General features: G+C 63.4%; 19 protein-coding genes. 9 read left to right on the forward strand and 10 right to left on the reverse strand.

Translation table 11 applies throughout. The features are described 5' to 3' along the window. Positions 1-7: 7 nt before the first annotated feature. Together GCN78_RS12695 and wrbA are read right to left on the reverse strand one after the other, a co-directional pair. Positions 8-418 carry a DUF2069 domain-containing protein gene (locus GCN78_RS12695; RefSeq protein WP_152252037.1) on the reverse strand — a complete coding sequence of 137 codons (411 nt, stop codon included), beginning with the start codon at positions 416-418 and terminating at the stop codon, positions 8-10. Then, on the reverse strand, positions 418-1026 hold the full coding sequence (wrbA, locus tag GCN78_RS12700) for an NAD(P)H:quinone oxidoreductase (RefSeq protein ID WP_152252038.1): 609 nt from the start codon (positions 1024-1026) through the stop codon (positions 418-420). Before wrbA ends, GCN78_RS12695 begins: the two co-directional genes overlap by 1 nt. Before the next feature lie 67 nt (positions 1027-1093). Here wrbA and GCN78_RS12705 point away from each other — a divergent pair, with 67 nt between their 5' ends. Then, positions 1094-2470 (forward strand): YihY family inner membrane protein, encoded by a 1377-nt coding sequence (locus tag GCN78_RS12705; RefSeq protein WP_226939605.1) that lies wholly within the window; start codon positions 1094-1096, stop codon positions 2468-2470. 13 nt (positions 2471-2483) lie between these two features. On the opposite strand, the gene GCN78_RS12710 is transcribed toward GCN78_RS12705, so the two are convergent. Genes GCN78_RS12710 through GCN78_RS12725 form a run of 4 tightly spaced genes read right to left on the reverse strand, consistent with a single transcriptional unit; the run spans position 2484 to position 8052 of the window. Next, positions 2484-4472 (reverse strand): DUF6630 family protein, encoded by a 1989-nt coding sequence (locus GCN78_RS12710; RefSeq protein ID WP_152252039.1) that lies wholly within the window; start codon positions 4470-4472, stop codon positions 2484-2486. A 29-nt stretch (positions 4473-4501) separates the two neighbouring features. Continuing rightward, entirely contained in the window at positions 4502-5908 is a 1407-nt protein-coding gene (locus tag GCN78_RS12715) for a PoNe immunity protein domain-containing protein (RefSeq protein WP_152252040.1), read from the reverse strand. 25 nt (positions 5909-5933) lie between these two features. Then, positions 5934-6740 (reverse strand): alpha/beta fold hydrolase, encoded by an 807-nt coding sequence (locus GCN78_RS12720; protein ID WP_152252041.1) that lies wholly within the window; start codon positions 6738-6740, stop codon positions 5934-5936. A gap of 1 nt (position 6741) precedes the next feature. After that, positions 6742-8052 carry an O-acetylhomoserine aminocarboxypropyltransferase gene (locus GCN78_RS12725; RefSeq protein ID WP_152252042.1) on the reverse strand — a complete coding sequence of 437 codons (1311 nt, stop codon included), beginning with the start codon at positions 8050-8052 and terminating at the stop codon, positions 6742-6744. 284 nt (positions 8053-8336) lie between these two features. On the opposite strand from GCN78_RS12725, the gene GCN78_RS12730 reads away from it, so the two are divergent. Both GCN78_RS12730 and GCN78_RS12735 read left to right on the forward strand, forming a co-directional pair. Continuing rightward, entirely contained in the window at positions 8337-8960 is a 624-nt protein-coding gene (locus tag GCN78_RS12730; protein WP_152252043.1) for a 2OG-Fe(II) oxygenase, read from the forward strand. Between the two features lie 222 nt (positions 8961-9182). Continuing rightward, on the forward strand, positions 9183-9629 hold the full coding sequence (locus GCN78_RS12735; protein WP_010398828.1) for a CBS domain-containing protein: 447 nt from the start codon (positions 9183-9185) through the stop codon (positions 9627-9629). A 68-nt stretch (positions 9630-9697) separates the two neighbouring features. On the opposite strand, the gene GCN78_RS12740 is transcribed toward GCN78_RS12735, so the two are convergent. Next, positions 9698-11959 carry a putative bifunctional diguanylate cyclase/phosphodiesterase gene (locus GCN78_RS12740; protein WP_152252044.1) on the reverse strand — a complete coding sequence of 754 codons (2262 nt, stop codon included), beginning with the start codon at positions 11957-11959 and terminating at the stop codon, positions 9698-9700. A gap of 435 nt (positions 11960-12394) precedes the next feature. Between GCN78_RS12740 and aroC the strand changes: the two genes are divergently transcribed. After that, the gene (gene aroC, locus GCN78_RS12745) at positions 12395-13489 is read left to right on the forward strand and encodes a chorismate synthase (RefSeq protein ID WP_152252045.1); all 1095 of its coding nucleotides are present in this window, start codon (positions 12395-12397) and stop codon (positions 13487-13489) included. A gap of 54 nt (positions 13490-13543) precedes the next feature. On the opposite strand, the gene GCN78_RS12750 is transcribed toward aroC, so the two are convergent. Next, complete coding sequence (locus GCN78_RS12750; protein ID WP_152252046.1) at positions 13544-15040, reverse strand: HDOD domain-containing protein; 1497 nt, start codon at positions 15038-15040, stop codon at positions 13544-13546. Further along, positions 15037-16776, reverse strand: a complete 1740-nt coding sequence (locus GCN78_RS12755; RefSeq protein WP_152252047.1) for a putative bifunctional diguanylate cyclase/phosphodiesterase — start codon at positions 16774-16776, stop codon at positions 15037-15039. The genes GCN78_RS12750 and GCN78_RS12755 overlap by 4 nt, the downstream gene beginning before the upstream one ends. A 396-nt stretch (positions 16777-17172) precedes the next feature. Between GCN78_RS12755 and GCN78_RS12760 the strand changes: the two genes are divergently transcribed. The 4 genes from GCN78_RS12760 to GCN78_RS12775 all read left to right on the forward strand — a co-directional run bounded on the left by GCN78_RS12760 (position 17173) and on the right by GCN78_RS12775 (position 20546). Continuing rightward, entirely contained in the window at positions 17173-18855 is a 1683-nt protein-coding gene (locus tag GCN78_RS12760; protein WP_152252048.1) for an isovaleryl-CoA dehydrogenase, read from the forward strand. Between the two features lie 154 nt (positions 18856-19009). Beyond that, positions 19010-19660, forward strand: a complete 651-nt coding sequence (gene upp / locus GCN78_RS12765) for a uracil phosphoribosyltransferase (protein ID WP_046682928.1) — start codon at positions 19010-19012, stop codon at positions 19658-19660. Between the two features lie 21 nt (positions 19661-19681). Then, on the forward strand, positions 19682-20044 hold the full coding sequence (locus GCN78_RS12770) for an Hpt domain-containing protein (RefSeq protein ID WP_152252049.1): 363 nt from the start codon (positions 19682-19684) through the stop codon (positions 20042-20044). A 298-nt stretch (positions 20045-20342) separates the two neighbouring features. After that, complete coding sequence (locus GCN78_RS12775; protein ID WP_010398811.1) at positions 20343-20546, forward strand: cold-shock protein; 204 nt, start codon at positions 20343-20345, stop codon at positions 20544-20546. Positions 20547-20774: 228 nt separating this feature from the next. Here GCN78_RS12775 and GCN78_RS12780 read toward each other — a convergent pair whose 3' ends face one another. Next, positions 20775-21686: a LysR family transcriptional regulator gene (locus GCN78_RS12780; RefSeq protein ID WP_152252050.1), complete on the reverse strand. Its 912-nt coding sequence runs from the start codon at positions 21684-21686 to the stop codon at positions 20775-20777. 216 nt (positions 21687-21902) lie between these two features. Between GCN78_RS12780 and aceB the strand changes: the two genes are divergently transcribed. Beyond that, positions 21903-23501, forward strand: a complete 1599-nt coding sequence (gene aceB / locus GCN78_RS12785; RefSeq protein WP_152252051.1) for a malate synthase A — start codon at positions 21903-21905, stop codon at positions 23499-23501. The last annotated feature ends 28 nt before the right edge of the window (positions 23502-23529 follow it).

A 23529-nucleotide genomic window follows, 5' to 3' on the forward strand; every position in this document is an offset into this window, starting at 1 on the left:
TTGTCGCTCATTTCTTGATGCTCACTTTATTCACTTTTTCCAGCAGTTCCCTGGCCATGCGCTTGGCCGCCTTCTTATAAGGGCGCAGATACAGCACGGCGCAGACAAAATAGATGCAGACGATGGCCGCCTCGCCCCAGGCCATCAGGGCCGAAGTGGGGTTCGTGTCGCTGTAGCCGCGCACCACGCCCTCCGTAAAATACAGCAGGATCACCATCGACGACCATTGCAGGGTGTAGACGTCGCGCTTGATGACGCCGTACAGGGGAATGAGCAGGGGCGCCGCTTTCAGGGCCACCCAGGAGCCGTCCGGCTTCAGCGGCGCGACGACGGTTTCCCATGCCAGGCACCAGACGATCAGAGTGACCAGGCTGGCGATGGCGCCCCAGTGAAAATACTTGTGCAGAGCGCCGTGCATCAGGCGCCCGCCAGTTTCGCGGCGTTTTCCGCCAGGCGCCGGCCCAGGGCGATGGCCAGGCGCTTTTCATCGTCGCTCAAGGCCTTGTCGCCGTCGATGCCCGACCAGTGCGTGGCGCCGTAGGGCGAGCCGCCCGTGGACGTCGTCATCAGTTCGGCATGCGTGTAGGGCAGGCCCATGACCAGCATGCCGTGGTGGAAGAGGGGGATCATCATCGACAGCAGGGTCGATTCCTGGCCGCCGTGCAGGCTGCCCGTGGACGTGAACACGCAGGCGGGCTTGCCGGACAGGCTGCCGGCCAGCCAGTCGCTGGCCGTGCCATCCCAGAAGTACTTCATGGCGGCAGCCATGTTGCCGAAGCGCGTGGGCGAGCCCAGGGCCAGGCCCGCGCATTCCTGCAAGTCTTCCAGTTCCACGTAGGGCGCGCCGTCCAGCGGCACTTCGGGCGCCGTCGCTTCGCTGACGGTGGAGACGGCGGGCACGGTGCGCAGGCGCGCATCGCAGCCAGGCACGCTTTCCACTCCCTGGGCTATCAGCTCGGCCAACTGGCGCGTGGCGCCATGGCGTGAATAAAACAATACGAGAATAATCAGATTGGTTGGCTTCATCATTGGTATTATAGGGCGCTTTACAGCCTGATACGACTGCTGTCATGGCGCCGTTCTGATTTTGCACATGTTTTCAAAATATATACTCCCCATCTTTCATTACCTGTGGCGCGCCCTGAGCATGGGACTGGCCGTCGTGCGCGGCCTGACGTGGTCCGAAACGCGCGACCTGCTGCAGTTCGCGCGCCGCCGCGTGCGCGAGGAAAGCCTGCCGCAAGTGGCCGGCAGCCTGACGTTCGCCACCGTGTTCGCGCTGGTGCCGCTGCTGACCTTGGCACTGGCCATCTTCACCACTTTCCCCCTGTTTAATACCTTCCGCCACGCGCTGGAAGACTATTTCGTGCAAAGCGTGATGCCCAAGGGGATATCGAACACCATCCTCGACTACCTGACCACATTCGCCTCGAAGGCCACGCGCCTGTCGGCCATCGGCGCGGGCGCCCTGATCGTCACCTCGGTGGGCATGATGGGCTTGATCGAGCGCGTCTTCAACCGCATCTGGCGCGTGCGCCAGGAGCGCCGCTGGACCAAACGTTTACTTGTTTACTGGGCCATCGTCACCCTGGGGCCGCTGCTGGTGGGCGTGTCGCTGACGGTGACGTCGCGCGTCTTCATCGCTACCAGCGGCGTGGTGGGCGCCGTGCCCTTCCTCGGCACCGTGTTTTATACCCTGGTGTCGGTCGGCCTGACCATGCTGGCATTTACCCTGTTGTACATCGCCGTGCCGAACCGCGACGTGGACTGGCGCGACGCGGCCTGGGGCGGCTTGCTGGCGGCGCTGGCGTTCGAGGTGGCCAAGCGTGGCTTCGGCGAATTCATCCAGGAATTCCCCACCTATTCGCGCATCTATGGCGCGCTGGCCGCCTTGCCGCTGTTCCTCGTGTGGATTTACCTGAGCTGGATGATCACCCTCGTGGGCGCCTTGCTGGTGGCCGCCTTGCCCGTCGTGAAATACGAGCGCTGGTGGTACGAGGCAGCGCCGGGCAGCGAATTTGTCGACGCCGTCGCCATCCTGAAAGTGCTGCACCAGGCGTGCCACTGCGGCGATTCGGCCCTGGTGGGCGCGGCCGAGATCCGCCGCAGCACGCGCCTGGGCTTCGAGGAGATGGAAACCCTGCTCGACAAGATGGTGCAGCAGGGCTGGGTCGGACGAGTCAACGTGGAGGGCGCCGTGCGGGTGCAGTGGGGCAAGCGCGTGGCCGATAGTTCCGACCACTGGGTCTTGCTGGGCAACGTCAACCGCATCAGCCTGGCCGACGTCTACCGGCTCTTCGTTTTCGGCGGCATGCGCGTCAATTCCGGCTATCCGGCCGGCTCCACCAACGAGCGCGACATCAAGGCGGCGGAAGAAGCCGCAGCCCTGGCGGCGCAAGTGGAAAACGCCGTGGAGCAGGGGCTGGGATTGACTTTGGCGCAGCATTTCGGGGTCGTCAAATGCAACTGAGCGGCTCTTACTCTTAGTACACTACGGGCCGCAAGGCTGCCTGCAGCGCCACCTTGTTGAACGCTGCCGCATCCTGCGCCCGCACCACGCCCAGATAATATGTGTCCTCGCCGCCGTGCATGTTGACCAGGCGCAGCTGGTGCGGCGCCAGGTGGGCGGCGATGGCGGCCAGGCCCTCGGCCATCGCGTCGCCATCCTCGCGCTCTGGCCACGAAAAATCGCGCAGCGCGGGCAGCTCGATATGCTGGGCGATGCGCGGCACTTCATCGACGGCTTTCCAGTCCAGGGTGGTACCGTGGCCCAGCGTGTGGGAGGCCGTGGACCAGAGCAGGAAGAAACAGGCCGCTTCGGGCGAGTCGCCTTCGTATTCCTCTTCCGGATCGTCCTCCGCCAGCTCTTCGAGCGTGATGTCCACGCAGCGCGCGGCCAGGTCCGCATCGCCTTGCAAGAGCAGGGCGGCCATGGCGCGCAACTGCGCGCGGTCGGCCTTTGCCAGGATTTGCGCCGGCGTAAAGCTGCGGCGCTTGACGGATTTTTTCTTGCCCAGCCCCATGGCCTCGCTCAATTGCGCCGTGATGGCCGCCTTGAAGTTGTCCACGGTGTCGAACTGCTCCAGCAACTGGCCCGTGAAATCCATGCTCCAGGCCATGCCATCCTTGACCACATATAAAAAGTCGCTTTGCACGGCCACGCCGCGCAGATGGTGGGCCGGTGAGTACAAGGGCGTGAACGCCTGTTTTCCATCCAGGGTCAGCATGCAGGCCAGGCCTTGCGCATCGATGGCGAAGATCAGGTTCTTGCGCAGCTTGGGCGGCGACGAGGTGGTGGCGCAGTCGATGGCTTCGTACTGGCAGGGCGCCAGCAGCTCGCCCTGGCTATTGACCAGGCCAAACAGGAAGCGCCCGTCGATGCGCTGGCTGACGATGGCGATCTTCTTTTTCGTGCCGAAATCCTGCACGGAGCTGTAGGCGGGCGGCACCACCACCTTGCCCATCTTGTCGACCACGCCGTGCACATTGCGTTCGTCATCGTGCGTCTGGCGCTCGATGTCGATCAATCCATCTTCGCGCTGGCACATATTGTCCACCCTGTCGATGAGCAGCGCGCCATCGGGCAGGCGCAACAAGCGGCTGGCGCCGTCTGCATCGATCTGCTGCACCAGGTGGGGGCTGATCACATACAGGGCGCCGGGGGCGGGCGGCAGCACCACCGTGCCATTGAGGTCCAGCACGCCGTGCGCCTCGGGGGCGTCCGTCGTGGCAAAGGTGAGCCAGCCATCGTCCGCGTAGTAAGTGCCCAGGTCGACATAGCGCCGCGACAGGGGCACGATCCAGCGGCCATAGGGCGTGACCAGGCCGGTGACCTCCGGTTCGCCGGGGGCGCTCACTTCATAACACAACGCGTCTTCCTCCCAGCCCACCACTTCCAGGCCTTGCAGGAAGGGGACAGCGTCTGCATCGAGTTCCTCGACATCGGCCAGCTGCGCGACGGCCGTGACCGACCAGTAGCCAATGGCGGGCGATGCGGCGCCGGCGGCCAGCAGGGGTGCCAGCGCTTGCCGGTCGCCGCGTTGCAGGGCAAGGTGCAGGGCTTGCGCCTCGGCGCGCAGGGCGTCGAGCGCGGCGGCGTATTCCGGCGTGTCGATATCGTGCGCGATCAGCTGCACGCAGTCAAACACCAGCCACGCCTGGCCACCGGCCAGCAGGGCGCTGATGGCGCTGCGCGCGACGATGGACGCGGCGTCGCGCGGCCTGTCCATCAGGGCGCACAAGGCTTGCCAGCTGGCCTGCGCCTGCGCCATCGGCGCGGCCAGCACGCAGGCGCAGTCTTCGCCATCGCCATAGATGGGCCAGGCGACGGCTTGCGCCTCGGCGCCGATGAGCAGCTTGAACAGCATGGGGGTATCGAGCCGCCATTCGGCCAGGCCCGTGATGGCGTCGGTGTCGAAGCCGGTCTGGCTGGATAAAAAGGCGGTGCTGAACAGGGCTGCGGTATTGATCATGAATATGTATCTGAAAGTGAACGGGGTAGTCAGGGCGACGGCGGCATGACCCAGTGCGCGAGCGCGCCGCGATCGAGTCCCAGCTGCTTTGCCACGGCGGCCGCCTCGAAGGCCCACAAGCCGTAGTAGCCGCCCAGTCCCTGCGCGCGCAAATGGCCGTTGAACCAGTCTTCGCGCACCAGCGCGCCATGCCAGCTGGCCAGGTAGTGCTGCAGGTGCTCGAGCCGCTGCACGGGATCGTCCGCGTCGAGACAGTCGTACAGGGCGGTATAGGGCTCGGCGAAATACCATTCATCGACGGCGGGACGCTGCGGATCGATGAAGGACAGCAGCGCTTCATACACGCCATCTTCGCCATCGAAGGCCGTCTGCAGGGCGGCCAGACGCCTGGCCAGGTCGTGGCGGCCGAACAGCAGGGTCGCGCCCAGCAGCTGCAGGGTGCGCGCATAGTCCGTCAATTGTTCGAAATCGAAGGCGGGCATGGCGTCGTCATCGTAGGCCTTGGCCAGGGCCGCGCGCGCCGTTTCGCAGGCGGCGACGGCCGCTTCCAGCGCCGGCTCCACGTCGGGCAAGGGCAGGCCTGCCGTGTAGCGCAGCGAGAAGACCTGGTACGCCGTGCTGGCGGCCGCGCAGGCCCAGTAGGCCGCGTCGCCACCGTCGTTTTCCGCCTGTGCCTGCGCGCGGACATAGGCGGCCAGCAGGGCATCGAGGTAAGTCAGGTTGCGGCCAAAGTCGAACGCGGTGCCGAACGTCTCGGGCGGCACCTGGCGCGGCGCGTGGGGCCAGGGCGTGGACGAAGCCGGGCAGGTGGCGGCGCAATCGCGCTGGATGGCCCAGTCGGCGAAGATTTGCTGCATATACTGCGCCGTTTCGTCGTCGTGGACGATGGCGCCGACGCCCACAAAGGTCGTGCCCAGCAGGGTGTAGCCAGGGAAGCGGCTGCTCTCGTAGGCGATGGTGGTCACGCTCTGGATGGTCCTGCCGTCGCTCAGATCGCGCACGCGGAAGTACACGTCGTCCCAGCCGGCCAGCGATGACGCCGGCGGTTCATTCGGCAAGGTCGCCCAGCTGCCGTCCTCCTGCTCTTCATAGGCATCGAGCAGTGCATCGATGCCGCCGGGGCGGTCGATGCGGTTGTTTGCGTCGTATTGCAGGCCCAGTTCGGCCGCGAAGGCCGCCGCGTGGCGGCCCTCGAAGACCAGGTACTGGGAGCTCGTGGTGCCGACCAGCAGATCCGTGTGCTGGCCCGCCACGACGAGCGCCTGCGGCAGCCGGCACCATTGGTAGTACGGAATGCCGGCCATGGGGCCGCCTTCGTCCGCCAGCGGGTTGGTGAAGCGCAGCTGTTCCAGCCATGTATAGCGTTCGTGCCGCTCCGCTTCCGTGCCGCTGCCGCGGCCAGTCAATTCGTCAAACAGGGTATTCAGCAACATCATCCATCTATCCTAAAAAAACATGCACTCACGCTGCCTGCGCAAACGCAAACAGCGCGTCGAGCACGGCGTCCGGCTGCTCGGCCATCAATTCGTGCCCGCTGTCGACCTGCACCACCGTGCCATGCGCGATGGCAGACGTGAGCAGCTTGGTCGATTTGGGTGGCGTCATCATGTCGCGTGCGCCGAAAATGAATAAAGTGGGGCAGTGTACCGAAGCGGCGGCGATTTCTCCGTTCGCGTAGGCATTGCACGCATAAAAATCCGTGTGAAACACGTGATCGGGGTTGAGGGCGGCGATGCGCTGTTTCAAGCGCCGCGCGCCGCCCATGGCATAGAAGCCGGGGCCGGGAAACGACGGCTTTTGCGCGATCGACGAGTGCGACCAGATATTGACCATGTCAATGGCCGCCTGTTCGTCGTGCAGCGACGTTTCCAGCAGCGCGGGCGAGACCTTCATCGGGTAGGTGGAACCGAGCATGGCCAGGTGGCTGACGCGCTCCGGCGCCAGGAATGTCGCTTCCAGAGCGATCAATGAACCCATGCTGTGGCCGATCAGCATGGCCTTGGGCGCGCCGGCCGCGTCCAGCACGGCCAGTATCCAGCGCGCCAGTTCCTCGACGCTGGCTTTCGCCGCGCCGCCGCTGCGGCCATGGCCCGGCAAGTCGACGGCCAGCACGTTCCAGCCGTGATGGGCGAAATAGCGCGTCTGCAGGGCCCACACGGAATGGTCGTTCTGCGCGCCGTGGATGAAGACGGCCGTCGGCTGGCCCGGCTTGAAGGGTTTGCCGCCCGTGTAGCAGTAGGCGACGGTATTGTCGATGGTGAGCAGCATCTCATGCGCCTTTCTGCGACAGTTTCAGGCCGCGGGCCAGGTCTTCGATCAAGTCATCCGCGTCTTCCAGGCCGACGGACAAACGCATGGTGCCCTGCGTGATGCCCGCCTGCGCCAGTTGATCGTCGGGCACGCGGAAGTGCGTGGTGGAGGCGGGATGGATGACGAGCGATTTGGCGTCGCCCACGTTGGCCAGGTGCGAAAAGATCTTCAGGCTGTCGACGAAGCGCTGGCCGGCCGCGCGGTCGCCGCGCAGGCGGAAGGTGAACACGCCGCCCGCGCCTTTCGGCAGCAGCGTTTTCGCCAGTTCGTAATCGGGATGCGAGGGCAGTTCGGGGTAGGAGACGGATTCCACGGCCGGATTGGCCAGCAAAAAGTCGATGATCTTGCGCGTGTTGGCCACGTGGCGGTCCATGCGCAAGCCCAGGGTTTCGATGCCTTGCAAGATGGCGAAGGCATTGTGCGGGCTCATGACGGCGCCGAAATCGCGCAAGCCTTCGCGCCGCGCGCGCAGGGCGAACGGCGCCACCGTCGACTCTTCGGCGAAGACCATGCCGTGGAAGCCGTCATACGGTTCGCACAGTTCGGCGAAGCGGCCCGACTTGTCGTAGGCCGCCTGCCAGTCGAAGGTGCCGCCATCGACGAGCAGGCCGCCGATGGCCGTGCCATGGCCGCATAAAAACTTGGTGGCCGAGTGGAACACCAGGTCGGCGCCGTGCTCGAAGGGGCGCAGCAGATACGGCGTGGTAAACGTCGAATCGAGCATCAGCGGCAAGTGATGTTCGTGCGCCAGGGCGGCGATCCGGGGGATGTCCAGCACGTCGAGGCCGGGATTGCCCAGGGTTTCGGCGAAGAGTACTTTCGTATTCGGGCGGATGGCGGCGCGCCAGGCATCCGCGTCGCGCGGGTCGACAAAGGTCGTCTCGATGCCGAAGCGTTTCAAGGTATAGGCCAGCAGGTTGTGCGAGCCGCCGTACAGGGCGCGCGAGGCGACGATGTGCGAACCGGCGCCGGCGATGGTGGACAAGCCCAGGTGCATGGCGGCCTGGCCGCTGGCCGTGGCGAGGCCGGCCACGCCCCCTTCGAGTGCGGCGATGCGTTCTTCCAGCACGGCGTTGGTTGGATTCGAGATGCGCGAGTAGACGTGGCCGGCCCGCTCCATATTGAACAGCGAGGCCGCATGTTCCGAGCTCTTGAAGGCGAACGAAGAGGTGAAATGGATGGGCGTGGCGCGCGCGCCCGTCGCCGGGTCGGGCGCTGCGCCCGCATGCAGGGATAAAGTATCGAAACCGGGGTATTTCGGGCCGCTCATGGTGTCTCCGCCAAGTTTTATAGTGGCAAGATCGTAACCTGATTTGCAGCGGAGCAAAAGGGCTCCTGTGCAGGGCGCATGGCGCCGTGCTGGCGGGTGGCGCGTGTAACCTGCAGTGTAAAAAAAGTGACCGGCACGGTGCGGCGGTGGTAGGATATCGGATCAGCGATATTCGGGCTGTTTGACCTGTGCGCGTGCGCCGCGCCGCAGGGAAGGCGGCTACGTGCCAGCGAAATCCTGGGCTTCAGGCGAACTCTCATCGCATGTCCACCAAGAAAGATTTTATGCCCGCAATATCGTTCGACGGCGCCCTTGCCGTGCCCGGACCTTCTATCGTCGACGGCCTGTGCCACGCAGGCTGGCTCATGCAAGAGCATTTTATCTCCCCTGAACTGAGCCGCCAGCTGGCCGCCGAATGCGTGCAATCCATGCTCAGCGGCAAGATGAAGGGTGCCGGCGTGGGCAGCGGCCATGCACCGCTGCTGCAGCCGGACATCCGCGGCGACCATATCGAATGGCTGGAAACGGGCCGCTCAGCCGCTTGCGACCGCTACCTGGAACACATGGAAACGCTGCGCTGCATGCTCAACCGCGAGCTGTTCCTGGGACTGGACGAGTACGAAAGCCATTTCGCCCTGTACGCGCCGGGCGCCTTTTACCGGGCTCATCTGGACCGTTTCCGCGACGACGACAAGCGCACCGTGTCCGTCGTGCTGTACCTGAACGATGACTGGCTGCCCGAACACGGCGGCGCGCTGCGCCTGCACCCGCAGGGCGGCGAGCACATCGATATCGCGCCGCAGGCGGGGCGCATGGCGATGTTCATGTCGGGCGAGATGCTGCACGAAGTGTTGCCGACGGCGCGCGAGCGCCTGTCGATAGCCGGCTGGTTCCGCCGCAGGGCGTGAAAAACTACTGCGCGTCGCGGGGCACGGCCGGCGATGCTCACGGTACTCGCGTACCGCTGCGCTTCTCGGCCGCGCCGCGCATCCGCTCGCTACGTTTTTCTTGCCTGACAATCCCCCTCGATTTGATTGCGCGCAAGGCTGGATTTTTCCGCAGGCATAGGCTACAGTCGCAGTAAGGGCTAGAATAACTAAAATACCAATCACGCGGACAGGACGGCCAATATGAAAGTATCTGAAATTCTCCAAGTCAAGGGCAATATCCTCTACACGGTCACGCCTGACCAGCCCCTGCTTGACGCGGCCAATACCATGGCTGAAAAAGACATCGGTTCGCTGGTGGTCATGGAATTTGGCGACCTGGTCGGCATGCTGACCTTCCGCGAAGTGTTGAACGCGCTGCATGAAAACGCAGGCCAGATCGGCGGCGGCACCGTGCGCAAGCACATGGATGACCACCCGATCACCGTGACCCCGGATACGGAAGTCAATGAAGTGCGCCGCATCATGCTGGAAAAGCACGCGCGCTACCTGCCCGTCATGAATGCCAAGACCTTGCTGGGCGTCATTTCCTTCTACGACGTGGCGCGTGCCGTGCTCGAAGCGCAAAGCTTTGAAAACCAGATGCTCAAGGCGTACATCCGCGACTGGCCGGCCGAAACCACCGATTAAGCTTTGCTCCTGCAGTAAAAACAACGCCGGCACCGCCGGCGTTTTGCATGGACTCGTCACAGTGGCGCCTAGGCGGCGCCCTGCAGCGCCTCATTGTTCAGCCAGCTGCCCAGCGCCGTGGCCGTCATGGGGCGGGCGAACAGGAAACCTTGCGCCATCGGGCAGCCCAGCGCCTGCAGGATTTGCGCCTGTCGCTCGTCTTCCACGCCTTCGGCGATCACGGCCAGGCCCAGGTTGCGGCCCAGCTGGATGACCATCTCGGCGATGCTGCTGCCACGCGCCGATCCCGTGATTTCCGTCACAAACGCGCGGTCGATCTTCAGGCGGTCGACCTGCAGCCGCTGCAAATAGGATAGGGAAGAAAAACCCGTGCCGAAGTCATCGATGGCGATGCTCACGCCCGTCTGCTTGATCTGCCACAACATCTTGATCAATAAATCGGGCTCTTCCATGGCCATCGATTCCGTGATTTCCAGCTCGATGAACTCGGGCGGCGCCTGCGTCTCTTCCAGTGCCGCGCGCAGCATTTCCAGGAACAGCGGGTGGCGGAACTGCACTTGCGACACGTTGACGGACATGACGAAATTGCGGTGGCCCTGCTCGCGCAGCAGCACCAGTTCGCGGCAGGCTGTGCGCAGCACCCATTCACCGAGGTCGATGATGATGCCGGAATACTCGGCGATGGGGATGAAGCGGTCGGGCGAGATGAACTTGCCGTCCGGCGTCTGCCAGCGCAGCAGCGCTTCGGCGCCCACGGGGCGGCGCGTGGTCAGGTCGATCTGCGGTTGATACACGACAAACAGCTGGCCCTGGCTAAAGGCGGTGCGCAGCGCATGCATCATGCGCACGCGCTCGCGGATTTCGATACCCATGCTGCGCGAAAAATAGAAGTGGCCGGCGCGCTGCTGGCTTTTCGCCCGTTTCAGGGCGATGTCGGCATCCTTCAGCGCATCGGCGCCCGTGCCCGCATGTTCGCCCAGCCGCACCAGGCCCAGGGTGGCGGACAATTGCACGTCCTGGCCATCGATGCTGAACGGCGCCTGGAACAGGGCCAGGATATTGGCCGGGTTGACTTGCGACGAGTCGCCCAGCACGCAGAAAATGTCGCCGCCCAGGCGCGCCACCGTCAGTTGCGGTCCCAGCTGGGTTTGCAGGCGTCCTGCCACGGCCACCAGCAGCATGTCGCCGAACTGGTGCCCCAGCGCGTCGTTGGTCTCGGCAAAATGGTCGAGATCGACCAGCGACAGGGTGGCGTCGTCGCGCGCGGGACCGGCCAGGGCGGCGTCGAGGATTTCGACCAGGCGCGTGCGGTTCGGCAGCTTCGACAATTGGTCATAGAAGGCGGCATTGTGCAGGTGCGACACGAGTTCCACGTTGTCCAGGCCCACGGCGACATTGCTGCAGAATACTTCCAGCAGGCTTTCATCGATGGCGGAAAGGGGGCGTGGCAGCACCAGGTAGGCGGCCGCATCGCGGCTGGCCTTGCCCGCGAAATACAGCGTGGCGTAGTCGTGCGCGTACACATTGCGCCGCTGCGCCAAGGTATGTTCGATGGCGGCCATCACGCGGGGGTTTTGCAGGCCGCACAGGGCGCTGTGCGGCAAGCTGGAAAAGCTGCCCGTGCAGGCCGAGACGAGCAGCTCCTTGCTGCCATTGTCCTGCAAATCCTGCACGCACAGCACGCCGTCGGCGCGGATGCCCAGCAGGTCGGCGATCTGCGCCAGCACGCCGGCCGAGAAATTCTGCACGCCATGCAGCGCCATCAGTTGCGTGCTGGCGTGGACGATACGGTCCAGGCCGCGCCGGCTGCTGCTGATCGAACGGATCTGCTCGTACGAACGGATGGCCGCCGTCACCGTCGTAAACAGCTTGATGCGCGTCAGTTCGGACTTGGTCTTGTAGTCGTTGATGTCGAAATCGCGGATGGCGTCGATTTCCGGCGCATAGCCGGGCTGGCCCGTGCGCAGGATGATGCGCACGTCCGTCATTTTCAGGGTTTCGCGGATGTAGCGCACCAGGTGCAGGCCCGCGTCATCCTGCTCCATCACCACGTCGAGCAGGATGACGGCGATGTCGTCTTCATGCTTGAGCAGCTCGCGCGCCTGGCCGGCCGAGTAAGCATGCACGAATTCCAGGGGGCGGTGCTGCATTTCCAGGTTGCCCAGGGCGAAGGTGGTGGTGGAGTGAACGTCTTCATCGTCGTCGATGATCATCACCCGCCAGACGCTGCGCGGTGCGACGGCCAGCGGCGCCGCTGGTTGCTCATCGAGGAATACCAGGTCGTCGTGATCGTCCTTGTTGGCGTCAAGGGGGATGATCGGTGCGGGCATGTATAGCTTCTCCAAGATGACTCAGTACGGAATGTGAGCACATCAGAAATGCCCATGGCGTTGTTGCACCGCCTCGCCGTACTTGCGTACTGTCTTCGGCGGCGCGCCTAGCCCTGGCCATTTCTGATGCACTCAGGGCGCATCGAAAAAGCAGCACTCAAGTGTCTCCGAGGCTCGCCCATTTTCTGATCGCCCATCATCCAAGTATATAGCTATTTAACAAGCAAAATGTTTTTTTAAATCTATTCTGTGGAGCAATATTTCTTGTATTGCATGATTGCAACTCATATTTGGTGTTTTTTATATGAAAAAAATACACGGGATTTAAAAATGGCGATTTTGGCGGGGCAATATCGGGGCTTGCCGCGGCATTAGCGGCATGGCATGCCCCGCAGGCTGGTAGAATTAGGTTTTCCAGTCCTCACACTTCCTACTATGTCCGGCAATTCTTTTGGCAAGCTGTTTACTGTTACCACTTTCGGCGAATCGCATGGTCCGGCCATCGGCTGCGTGATCGATGGCTGCCCTCCAGGCCTGGTCCTGTCGGAAGCCGATATCCAGCCCGAACTGGACCGCCGCAAGCCGGGCACCTCGCGCCACGTGACGCAGCGCCAGGAATCCGATACGGTGGAAATCCTCTCCGGCGTGTACCAGGGTGTGACGACGGGGACGCCCATCGCGCTGCTGATCCGCAATGAAGACCAGCGCAGCAAGGATTACGGCAACATCGCGGAAAGTTTCCGCCCCGGCCACGCCGACTATACCTACTGGCATAAATACGGCGTGCGCGATCCGCGCGGCGGCGGACGCTCGTCGGCGCGCCTGACGGCGCCCGTCGTGGGCGCGGCGGCGATCGCCAAGAAATGGCTGCTGCAGCAGTACGGCACCACGTTCAAGGGCTGCATGAGCCAGCTGGGCGACATCGCCGTGCCGTTCCAGTCGTGGGAGCACGTGCATGCGAACCCGTTCTTTGCCGCCAGCGGCGACGCGGACCTGATCGCGCGCATGGAAGAGGCCATGGACCAGTTGCGCCGCGACGGCGATTCCATCGGCGCGCGCATCGACGTGATCGCGCAAAACGTGCCGGTGGGACTGGGCCAGCCCATCTACGACAAGCTCGACGCCGACATCGCCTACGCCATGATGGGCATCAATGCCGTCAAGGGCGTGGAAATCGGCGCCGGTTTCGATTCGGTGGCGCAAAAGGGTTCCGAGCATGGCGACGAGCTGACGCCGGAAGGCTTTATCGGCAATAACGCCGGCGGCGTACTGGGCGGCATCTCGACGGGGCAGGATATCAGCGTGTCGATCGCCATCAAGCCGACGTCGTCGATCCGCACGCCGCGCCGTTCGATCGATAAAGAGGGCAATCCCGTGATGGTGGAAACGTTCGGCCGCCACGACCCGTGCGTGGGCATCCGCGCCACGCCGATCGCCGAAGCCATGCTGGCGCTGGTGCTGATCGACCACGCCCTGATGCACCGCGCGCAGTGCGGCGATGTGTCGGTATCGACGCCGAAGTTGAAATAATGGACTCTTACCGGATTGGCGTGGCCGCGCCACGTCAATCCGGTAGCAAGCGCCTCAAGCCACTTTATTTGCCACCAATTCCAATTGGTGCCGCATCTCCACCGACTGCACCAATAACGCCCGGATATCGTTGATCAGGTTGAATTCCGTCTGGTTCAATTGAATCGGCGGGAAGCTGTCGTCCCAGTCGCCATATAAAAAGCCCGTGGGGTGGCCGTTGGCCGACAGCGGCAGCACGACGAAGCTGCGCGCTTCCGACAGCGTGGCCTTCCACCATTGCGGCAGCTTGGCGGCGAATTTCGGGTCGCGCGCGTTGTCGATGAAGATCACGCGGTCGCTATTGAGGGCCGCATGGAAGACGTTTGGCTCATACGCGTCGCCAAATACCATCAGATCCTGCAGGTCGGCCATGCCTTCGCCCATGCTGATGCGCGCCGAATACAGATGATCCCTGTGGTTGCGCACGAACGCCACCGAGCGTGAAAAATCAAAACCCTGGTGCAGCGTTTCGAGGGCCATCGACACCATCTGGCCCGGACTGGCGCTGCCGATGGCGCCGCGCAGGTCGGCCAGGCCGCCGATCAGCACGCGGTTGCCTTCGGCGCGCATGCGCGTCGATGCCAGCTGGCGCGCGCGCCGTTCGGCCGGTTTCGACAGGGGGGCGATCGACAGGTCGGCCGCCGCCATGGCTTTCGCCTTGTCGACCGCCGCCACCAGGTCGGTGGCGGTGATGCCCAGGGTGCCCGCGTAGTCGTCGATCAGTGCATGCACCTGCGCCGCGCCGGCCGCGTCGTCATGCCACAGCGAGTCGGCGCAGCGCGCCGCCATGGTCGACAAGCCTGCCATCCAGTCGGCGCCGCTGACGGGCGAGTCGTCCGGCGACGGTTCCATCGGGCGCATGCCGTTGATCAGATGCTGCGGCAAGCCCCAGTGGGCGGCCGTGGCATAGCCCACCTCCGGCAGCGACAGGCCGAGGATTTCGCGCGCGGCGGCGGCCTCGTTGCCGGGGCCCGCGTGCGCCTGCATGCGCGCCCAGAAATCCGTCATATAGAACGTTACCATCATGCGGCCCAGGGTGTGCAGCATCGAGCAGACGACGGCCTGCTCCGCCTGCAGGCTGCCGGCGCTGGTGGCCACCTGCTGCGCCACCATCCCGGCCAGCACGGCCTTTTCCATTTCCACGTGGGCGCTGACGGAGTCGGGCGAGGCCTGTGACAGCTCCTCGATCAGTTTCAGGCCCAGCGCCAGGTGGCCGATGGCGTCGATGCCCAGCACCAGCACGGCCTTCGACACCGTGTTGACGCGCTGGCCGAAGGCCGAATACATGCCGCTGTTGGCCAGCCTGAGCACCTTGTGCGTGAGGACAGGGTCGGACAACACCGTTTGCGTGATGTCGAATTCGTGGTCATCCTCGCCGCGCATGGCGCCCAGGATGGCGCTGATGGCTTTGGCGAAGCCGGGCATGTCGCCCTGCTGGCGCGTGCGCGCCCACAGCAGGTCCAGGGTGTTTTTGCCGAGCTGTGTCGGCGCCGTGAAATGACCTGGATTCATTGCACCCCTCCGCGCGGTTCATTGGCAGACGGCACAGGCACCAGCGCCGCATAGGTTTTGTCGCTCAAGGCCGATAGCGCGGCGTGGGCCGGCATCGGTTTGCCCGTCAGGTAGCCTTGCACATACTGGCAGCCGCGCGACTCAATGAAGTGCATCTGCTCCTCGGTTTCCACGCCCTCGGCCACCACGGACAGGTTCAAATGCTTGGCCAGGTCGAGAATGGTGTTGCAGATGGCCGCATCCTTGCTCGATTCGGGCAAGTCCTTGATGAAGGTGCGGTCGATCTTCAGCACGGAAATCGGGAAGCGCTTCAGATACGCGAGCGAGGAGTAGCCGGTGCCGAAATCGTCGATGGCGATGCGCGCGCGGCGCTCCGTCATCTTGACGAGGATGGTTTCCGCATGCACGGGATCGATCATCAGGGTGCCTTCCGTGATTTCCAGCACCAAGTGTTCGCCGGAGAGTCCCGAAAACGCGATGGCGTCATCGAGCACGTCGAGGAATTTGTCGTTGCGGAACTGGCGCGGGCTGATGTTGACGGAGATGTACAGCGGCCGCCTGGCCACTTCCTGGAACTGCTTGAGCTGCACGCAGGCCGCCTTCAGCGCCCAGGCGCCCAGCAGGTTGATCAGGCCATTGGCTTCGGCAATCGGGATGAAGCGCACGGGCGGCACCAGGCCCAGGGTCGGGTGCTTCCAGCGCATCAGGGTTTCGAAGCCCTGGATCTGCCGCGTGTGCGCATCGACGATGGGCTGGTAAAAGAGTAAAAACTCGCCTTCGCGCACGGCGTGGAACATGGCCGCTTCCAGCGAAATATCGTGTTCCGACGGGCCGTTCAAACGCGGGCTGTAGACCAGGCAGCGGGCCTTGCCCGTTTCCTTGGCGCGCGACATGGCCGCATCGGCCAGCGCCACCAGGCGCACCTCATCTTCCGCGTGCAGCGGATAGATCGCCACGCCGACGGACGCGCCCACGTAGATCGTGTGGCCATCGACTTCGAACGGCGCCTGCAGGGTGGCCAGCAGGCGGCCTGTCACCAGCTTGATCTGCGCGTCGGTGGCGCTGCCGGGCAGCACGGCGACGAATTCATCGCCGCCCACGCGCGCCAGGGTGTCGCTGTCGCGCAGGGTCTTGCGCAGGCGCGCCGCGGCCAGGCGCAGCACGGCGTCGCCGACCGGGTGGCCCAGGCCATCGTTGACCTTTTTAAAGCCATCGAGGCCGATGGTGGCGACGGAAAAACCCTGGCCCGAACGGGCGGCTTGGGCGATCACCATGCGGATGCGGTCCGACAGCAGCAAGCGGTTCGGCAAGCCCGTGAGCGCATCGTGCGTGGCCATGTGGCGCAGCCGTTCTTCCGTATTGTGCTGGGCCGACGTGTCGCGTCCGACCACCAGCAATTCGGCGATGCCGGCCGCGTTCATATATGAGGACAGGCGCAGTTCGAACCAGATTTCCTGGTCCGGGGTTTGCAGGCGCACTTCCAGGCGACCCGGTTCTTCCAGGGCGTCTTCCAGCGCCGCTTGCAGGGCCGCGCGCGACGCTTCGGTGGCCAGCGGCAGCAGCAAATGGCCGGACAGACCCGAGGGTGCGCCAAACAGGGTGGCCGCGCGCCTGCTGGCGAACAGGATCAGGCCGTCCGTATTGAGCCGGAACACGACGTCGCCTGCCTCTTCCATGAGGTTGTCCAACTCGTGGCGGGCCTCGCGGTGGGCGGCGGATGGGGTACTGGAAAACATCGTGCTGGCTTTTACCTTTTTGTTATCAGTGCCGGCGCTCGCTGCAGGGCAGGGCGCCAACGGAAAGAGTGCATCGTGCGTGACGGGTGCCATAGGGGCCGGAAGGGCGGCTATCGGAACGCGATCCACACGAAATGTATCATTGAAAAGCACCCGATTACATGAAATAGAGCAACATTGCTTCAGGTTTTGTAAATATTCCTGCCTTGTATGAAAAAAATCATGCCGCGCGACCTGCGCAGGCATTTTCATTCCACATGGAAACATTTATCTGCGCTTGCTTCCACTGGCGCGCTTGCCCCGCCATGCGCTTTGCGCTAGTCTGGCTGGCAGACGGTGTTGACGGTGCGCCAGCGACGGCAAGGGCGCCATGATAACAAATCGGAGGTGACGCCCATGAATGCCTTTGACACGCATGAAGTTTTCAACCAGGCCACGCCGTTTGAAAACGTCAATCTGTTCGCCTGCGACCCGGCGCTGATCGAGGCGCTGTTGCGCGAGGGCGGCGGCGCGGCGCTGCAGGAGCTCGACGCGCTGGGCGACAGGCTGGGCCGCGCCGAGACGTATGCGCTGGCGCGCCTGGCCAATCTCCACACGCCCGAGCTGCAGCAGTTCGACCGGGCCGGGCGCCGCATCGACGAGGTGCTGTTCCATCCTGCCTGGCATGAGCTGATGGCCATCCTCGTCGGCGCGGGCGCGCACGCGTCGCCCTGGGCGTCGCCCGGCCCCGGTGCCCAGGTGGCACGCGCGGCGGCCTATCTATTAGTGGGGCAGGTGGAAAACGGCACGCAGTGTCCCGTGACGATGACGTATGCCTCGGTGCCGGCCTTGCGCCAGGCGTTGAACCTGCCGCAGATCGCGCAGCGCTGGCTGCCGAAAATCCTCTCGCGCGACTACGATCCCCGCTCCCTGCCGGTGGAGCAGAAACGCGGCGCCCTGGTCGGCATGGGCATGACGGAAAAGCAGGGTGGTTCCGACGTGCGCAGCAACACCACGCGCGCCGTGCCCGTGCCGCCGGACGAGGCGCAAGCCCTGTTCGGCGCCGAGGCGGGCGACGCCTGGCGCATCGTCGGCCACAAATGGTTTTTCTCGGCGCCCCAGTGCGACGCGCATCTGATCCTGGCGCAGGCGGACGAGGGGGGATTGTCGTGCTTTTTCCTGCCCCGCTACCTGCCCGACGGCAGCCGCAACGCCATCCGCGTGCAGCGCCTGAAGGATAAGCTGGGCAATCGCTCGAACGCCTCGTCGGAAGTGGAATTCACGAATGCCTACGGCTGGCTGGTGGGACAGGCGGGGCGGGGCATTCCCACCATCCTGGAAATGGCCAGCCACACGCGCCTCGATTGCGTGCTGGGCAGTACCGGCATCATGCGCGCCGCCTTGACGCAGGCGCTGCACCATGCGCGCCAGCGGGCCGTGTTCGGCAAGCCGCTGGCCGAGCAGCCCCTGATGCAAAACGTGCTGGCCGACCTGGCGCTCGAATCCGAGGCCGCCACGGCCTTCGCGCTGCGCCTGGCCCGCTGTTTCGATGAAAAGGACGAGCCAGGGCAAGCGCTGCTGGCGCGCGTGCTCACGCCGGCCGGCAAGTACTGGATCTGCAAGCGCGGGCCAGGCTTCGGCTTCGAGGCCATGGAGGTGCTGGGCGGCACCGGCTATGTGGAAGACGCGCCGCTGGCGCGCCTGTACCGCGAACTGCCCGTCAATTCGATCTGGGAAGGTTCGGGCAACGTCATGTGTCTCGACGTCTTGCGCGCCTTCGGCAAGTCGCCGGCCGCGCGCGACGCCTTGGCGGCCGAGCTGGCGCTGGCCGGCGATGACGATGCCATGTTCGCCAACTATCGGGCGCGCCTGCTGGCCGACCTGGACGGACCGCAAACGGACGAGTTTGGCGCCCGGCACTTATCCGAACGCATCGTGCTGGCCGTGCAGGCGGCCTTGTTGCTGCGCCATGCGCCACCGTTTGTCGCGCAGGCATTCCTGCACTCGCGCCTGGCGCAGGCGCCGGGCGGGGCGTACGGGCGCTTGCCGGCAGGCACCGATTGCGCGGCCATCCTGGCGCGCGCCTTGCGCGAGTACTGAGTTCGCGCCAGCCTGGGCACGCAATTATTTCGAAAATTCCGGCCACAGGGGGGCTGGGGGCTGGGATAATGCTGCAATCCATCATTTTATCGATACACAGCGCGCCTGCGGCGATGCTTGCCGCCGCGCCAGAGAGCAGAGAAAGAAAAACAAGATGAAACAAGATCCACGCTTCCCGAATTTGTTCATTACCGATCACCCATTGATCCAGCACAAACTGAGCCACATGCGCGAACACGACACGTCGACGCGCACCTTCCGTGAATTGCTCAAGGAAATCACCTTGCTGATGGGCTATGAAATCACGCGCGACCTGCCGCTGACCACGCGCGAAATCAAGACCCCGCTCGTCACCATCGACGCGCCCGTCATTGCAGGCAAGAAACTGGCCATCGTGCCCATCCTGCGCGCCGGCATCGGCATGAGCGATGGCCTGCTGAACCTGGTGCCATCGGCGCGCGTGGGCCACATCGGCGTGTACCGCGACCCGGCCACGCACATGCCCGTGGAATATCTGGTGCGCCTGCCGGACTTGAACGAGCGTACTTTCATCCTGTGCGACCCGATGGTGGCGACCGGCAATTCGGCCGTGTACGCCGTCGACGTGCTGAAAAAGCGCGGCGTGACGGACGAACAGATCATCTTCCTGGCCCTGGTTGCCGCACCGGAAGGCGTGACCGTGTTCCAGAACGCGCATCCGAACGTCAAGATGTTCTGCGCCGCGCTCGATTCGCACCTGGATGACCACGCTTACATCGTGCCGGGCCTGGGCGACGCCGGCGACCGCATCTTCGGCACCAAGTAAGCCACTCAGGCGAGTATTGCGATGGCAACCTTGATCGACCCGGATTTTCGCGCGCGTTTGCGCGCCCTGAACGAAAAATATGCGGCCGGCATCCCGGCCCTGATGCTGGCGATCACGCAGGCAAGCGGCCGCTGCGACAGCGAAGGCCCCCGTCTGGAGCCGTTGACGCAGCTGCACCGCGCGCTGCACGCGGTGGCCGGTTCGGCTGCCACCTTCGGCTTTGCCGCGCTGGGCCAGGAGTGCCGCCGCATCGAACAGCTGGTACGCGCCATGCTCAATGCCCCTGAGCTGGCGGTGGCGGATTGGCCCGCCGTGCAGGCACAGGTGGCGGCGCTGCTGGACTGGGCCGCGCGCGATGTGGGCGCCACCCATTTCAGCGTGTGAGCGACAGCGCTATAGAGATGTGGTTGCAATGATTCATTTGATGCAACGCAAAGCACCCGCGTCGCAGATTAGGATATAGTGTCTCCATGCCGCTGGTACAGGGCGCCGCAAGACGGGGATTTGGCTATTAAAGTAGTGTTCGCAAGTTTATTTTGCGAAAGAATGGTTTTTCTCAGTTTTGTTGGTATAATTGGGCATCGTTGGATTCGAGGTAGTAGTGCAGTTTGTCTGTCATTTCTTTCTTGCTTCAAACGATATAACGGGCGCAAGCCCAACTTAACTGAAATAGGAAATTGTAATGGCAACTGGCATCGTAAAATGGTTCAATGATTCGAAGGGTTTCGGCTTTATTACCCCTGACGAAGGCGGCGAAGATCTGTTCGCTCACTTCTCGGCTATCCAGTCGAACGGCTTCAAGTCCCTGCAAGAGAACCAACGCGTTTCTTTTGAAGTGACCGCTGGCCCTAAAGGCAAGCAAGCTTCGAACATTCAGCCAATCTAATACGCTGGATCAAACGAAATAAAGAAATCCTCGGTCTCCGAGGATTTTTTTTCGCCTGAATTTCTGTGAGGCACCGGTTTTGCGTGGGCTACGTGGCTCTTTTGGCATGCTTCGCGTCACCGCGTAGGTCGGCTTACGCTGCGCTAAGCCGATCTACGCCTATGCCGAGCTACAGCGACCTACACAAACCTATGCTCAGCCGCGTTCTTCCAGTCCAGCCGGCAGTGACTAGATTGCCCTTTCGCGCCAGTAGTCAGGCTGTGAGTACGAGTGCCTTAAAAAATCCACGAACGCCCGTATGCGCAGCGGCAAGTGGCGGCGCTGGGCGAACACGGCGTAAATGTCATTGCCTGGCGCGGCGAACTGGTCCAGCACCGTCACCAGCTGGCCCGAAGCGATTTCCGCGCCCACTTCCCACATCGAGCGCCAGGCCAGGCCCTTGCCGGCCAGGGCCCAGTCGTGCAGCACTTCGCCATCGTTGCAAACCATATTGCCGGCCACCTTTAAAATCACGTTCTTGCCGTTTTCGCGGAAGGTCCAGCCTCGCTGGCTGCCTTCGCTGCTGATCGCCAGGCAATTGTGCTTTGTCAAGTCGGCCGGGATGCGCGGCGTGCCGGCCCGTTTCAGGTAGGCGGGCGAGCCGACCAGCACGCGCTGGTTGTCCGCCAGCTTGGTGCTCACCAGAGACGAATCGGACAGGCTGGCGATGCGGATGGCCACGTCGATGCCTTCGCCGATCAGGTCGACGAGGCGGTCGTTCAGGTTCAGCGACACCGTCACGTCGCGGTGCTCGGCCACGAACGAGGGGATCAGGGGCGCCACGTGCTGACGGCCGAAACCGGCCGGCGCGGAAATGAGCAAATGGCCGCTGGCCTTCACGCTGCGCTCGGCCACGGCCGCTTCCGCCTCTTCCAGTTCGCCCAGAATGCGCTGGCAATCTTCCAGGAAGGCGGCGCCTTCATTCGTCAAGGCCAGCTTGCGCGTCGTGCGCTGCAGTAATTTGACGCCCAGGCGCTGCTCCAGCGCATCGAGGCGGCGGCCGATCATGGCCGGGGCGATCCCCTCCGCGCGCGCGGCGGCCGACAGGCTGCCCTTGGCGACGACTTCCACGAAAGTTGATATTTGTCTGAACTGGCCCATGTTGTGCTCCCGCAATGCCATCACTTGTGATAAAAACGCATAGATGAAGTGATTTTTAATCTCGTTTCCATGCCTTATAGTGCAATACTATAGAACAAACGAGCCGTCTGGCAGAGTGTTTTTGCGCCTCTGTCCGGCTTGCCAGCGCAGTCGTTCCGCTTATACTTGGATCACCAGATTACCTTTGCTTATATTTACTAAAAACCGGAGAACTTCATGACGCAGAACACGATCGCCCTTCCCGAAGGCATGCAAATTACGGGGGAAATCAAGCCCGGCTACGAACAGATCTTGACGCCCGCAGCGCTGGCGCTGGTGGCCAAACTGACGCGCGCCTTCGAGCCGCGCCGCCAGGAATTGCTTGCCGTGCGCGTGGAACGGGCCAAGCGCCTCGACGCGGGCGAGCGTCCTGATTTCCTGCCAGAAACTGCACATATCCGTGACGGCGACTGGAAGATCGCGCCGATCCCGAAGGCCCTGGAATGCCGCCGCGTGGAAATCACCGGTCCCGTCGAGCGCAAGATGGTCATCAACGCCTTCAACTCCGGCGCGGACAGCTACATGACGGACTTCGAAGACTCGAACACGCCGAACTGGGACAACCAGCTGACGGGCCAGATCAATATGTTCGACGCCGTGCGCAAGACGATTTCGCTGGAGCAAAATGGCAAGTCGTACAAGCTGAACGACAAGATCGCGACACTCGTCGTGCGTCCACGCGGCTGGCACCTCGATGAAAAGCACGTGCTGGTCGACGGCAAGCGTATTTCCGGCGGTATTTTCGATTTCGCCCTGTTCATGTTCCATAACGCCAAGGAACAGCTGGCACGTGGCGCCGGCCCGTATTTCTACCTGCCGAAGATGGAATCGCACCTGGAAGCGCGCCTGTGGAACGATATCTTCGTCATGACGCAAAACGAATTGGGCTTGCCACAAGGCACGATCAAGGCGACGGTCCTGATCGAAACCATTCTGGCGGCATTTGAAATGGATGAAATCCTGTACGAACTGAAAGAACACAGCTCCGGCCTGAACGCGGGCCGCTGGGATTACATCTTCTCGTGTATCAAGAAATTCAAGCTGGACAAGGATTTCTGCCTGGCCGACCGCGCGAAAGTCACGATGACGGCGCCGTTCATGCGCGCCTACGCCTTGCTGCTGCTGAAAACCTGCCATAAACGCGGTGCGCCAGCCATTGGCGGCATGGCGGCCTTGATCCCGATCAAGAACGATCCGGAAAAGAACGACATCGCCATGGGTGGCGTGCGCAACGACAAGGCGCGCGACGCCACCGACGGCTACGACGGCGGCTGGGTTGCCCATCCGGGCCTGGTCGAGCTGGCCATGGGCGAGTTCACCAAAGTGCTGGGAGACAAGCCGAATCAGATCGAGAAACAGCGTCCCGACATCGACGTGACAGCATCGGATCTGCTGAACTTCCAGCCGGAAGCGCCGATCACGGAAGCGGGCTTGCGCTACAACATCAACGTGGGCATCCATTACCTGGGCAGCTGGCTGGCCGGCAACGGTTGCGTACCTATTCACAACCTGATGGAAGACGCGGCCACGGCCGAGATCAGCCGCTCGCAAGTGTGGCAGTGGATTCGTTCCAGCAAGGGCGTGCTGGAAGACGGCCGCAAGGTGACGGCCGAGATGGTGCGCGCCATGATCCCGGAAGAGCTGGCCAAGGTGCAGCGCGATGCGCCAGGCGGCAATGGCCCGACCTATGTGCGCGCCGGCCAGATTTTCGAGGAAATGTCGACGTCGGAATCGTTCGCCGAGTTCCTGACCTTGCCGCTGTACGAAGAAATCTGATCCTGGTCAAATAGATCAAAAAAAAATC

Origin of the sequence: Janthinobacterium rivuli (assembly GCF_009208735.1) — a bacterium.
Taxonomy (GTDB): Bacteria; Pseudomonadota; Gammaproteobacteria; order Burkholderiales; family Burkholderiaceae_D; genus Janthinobacterium.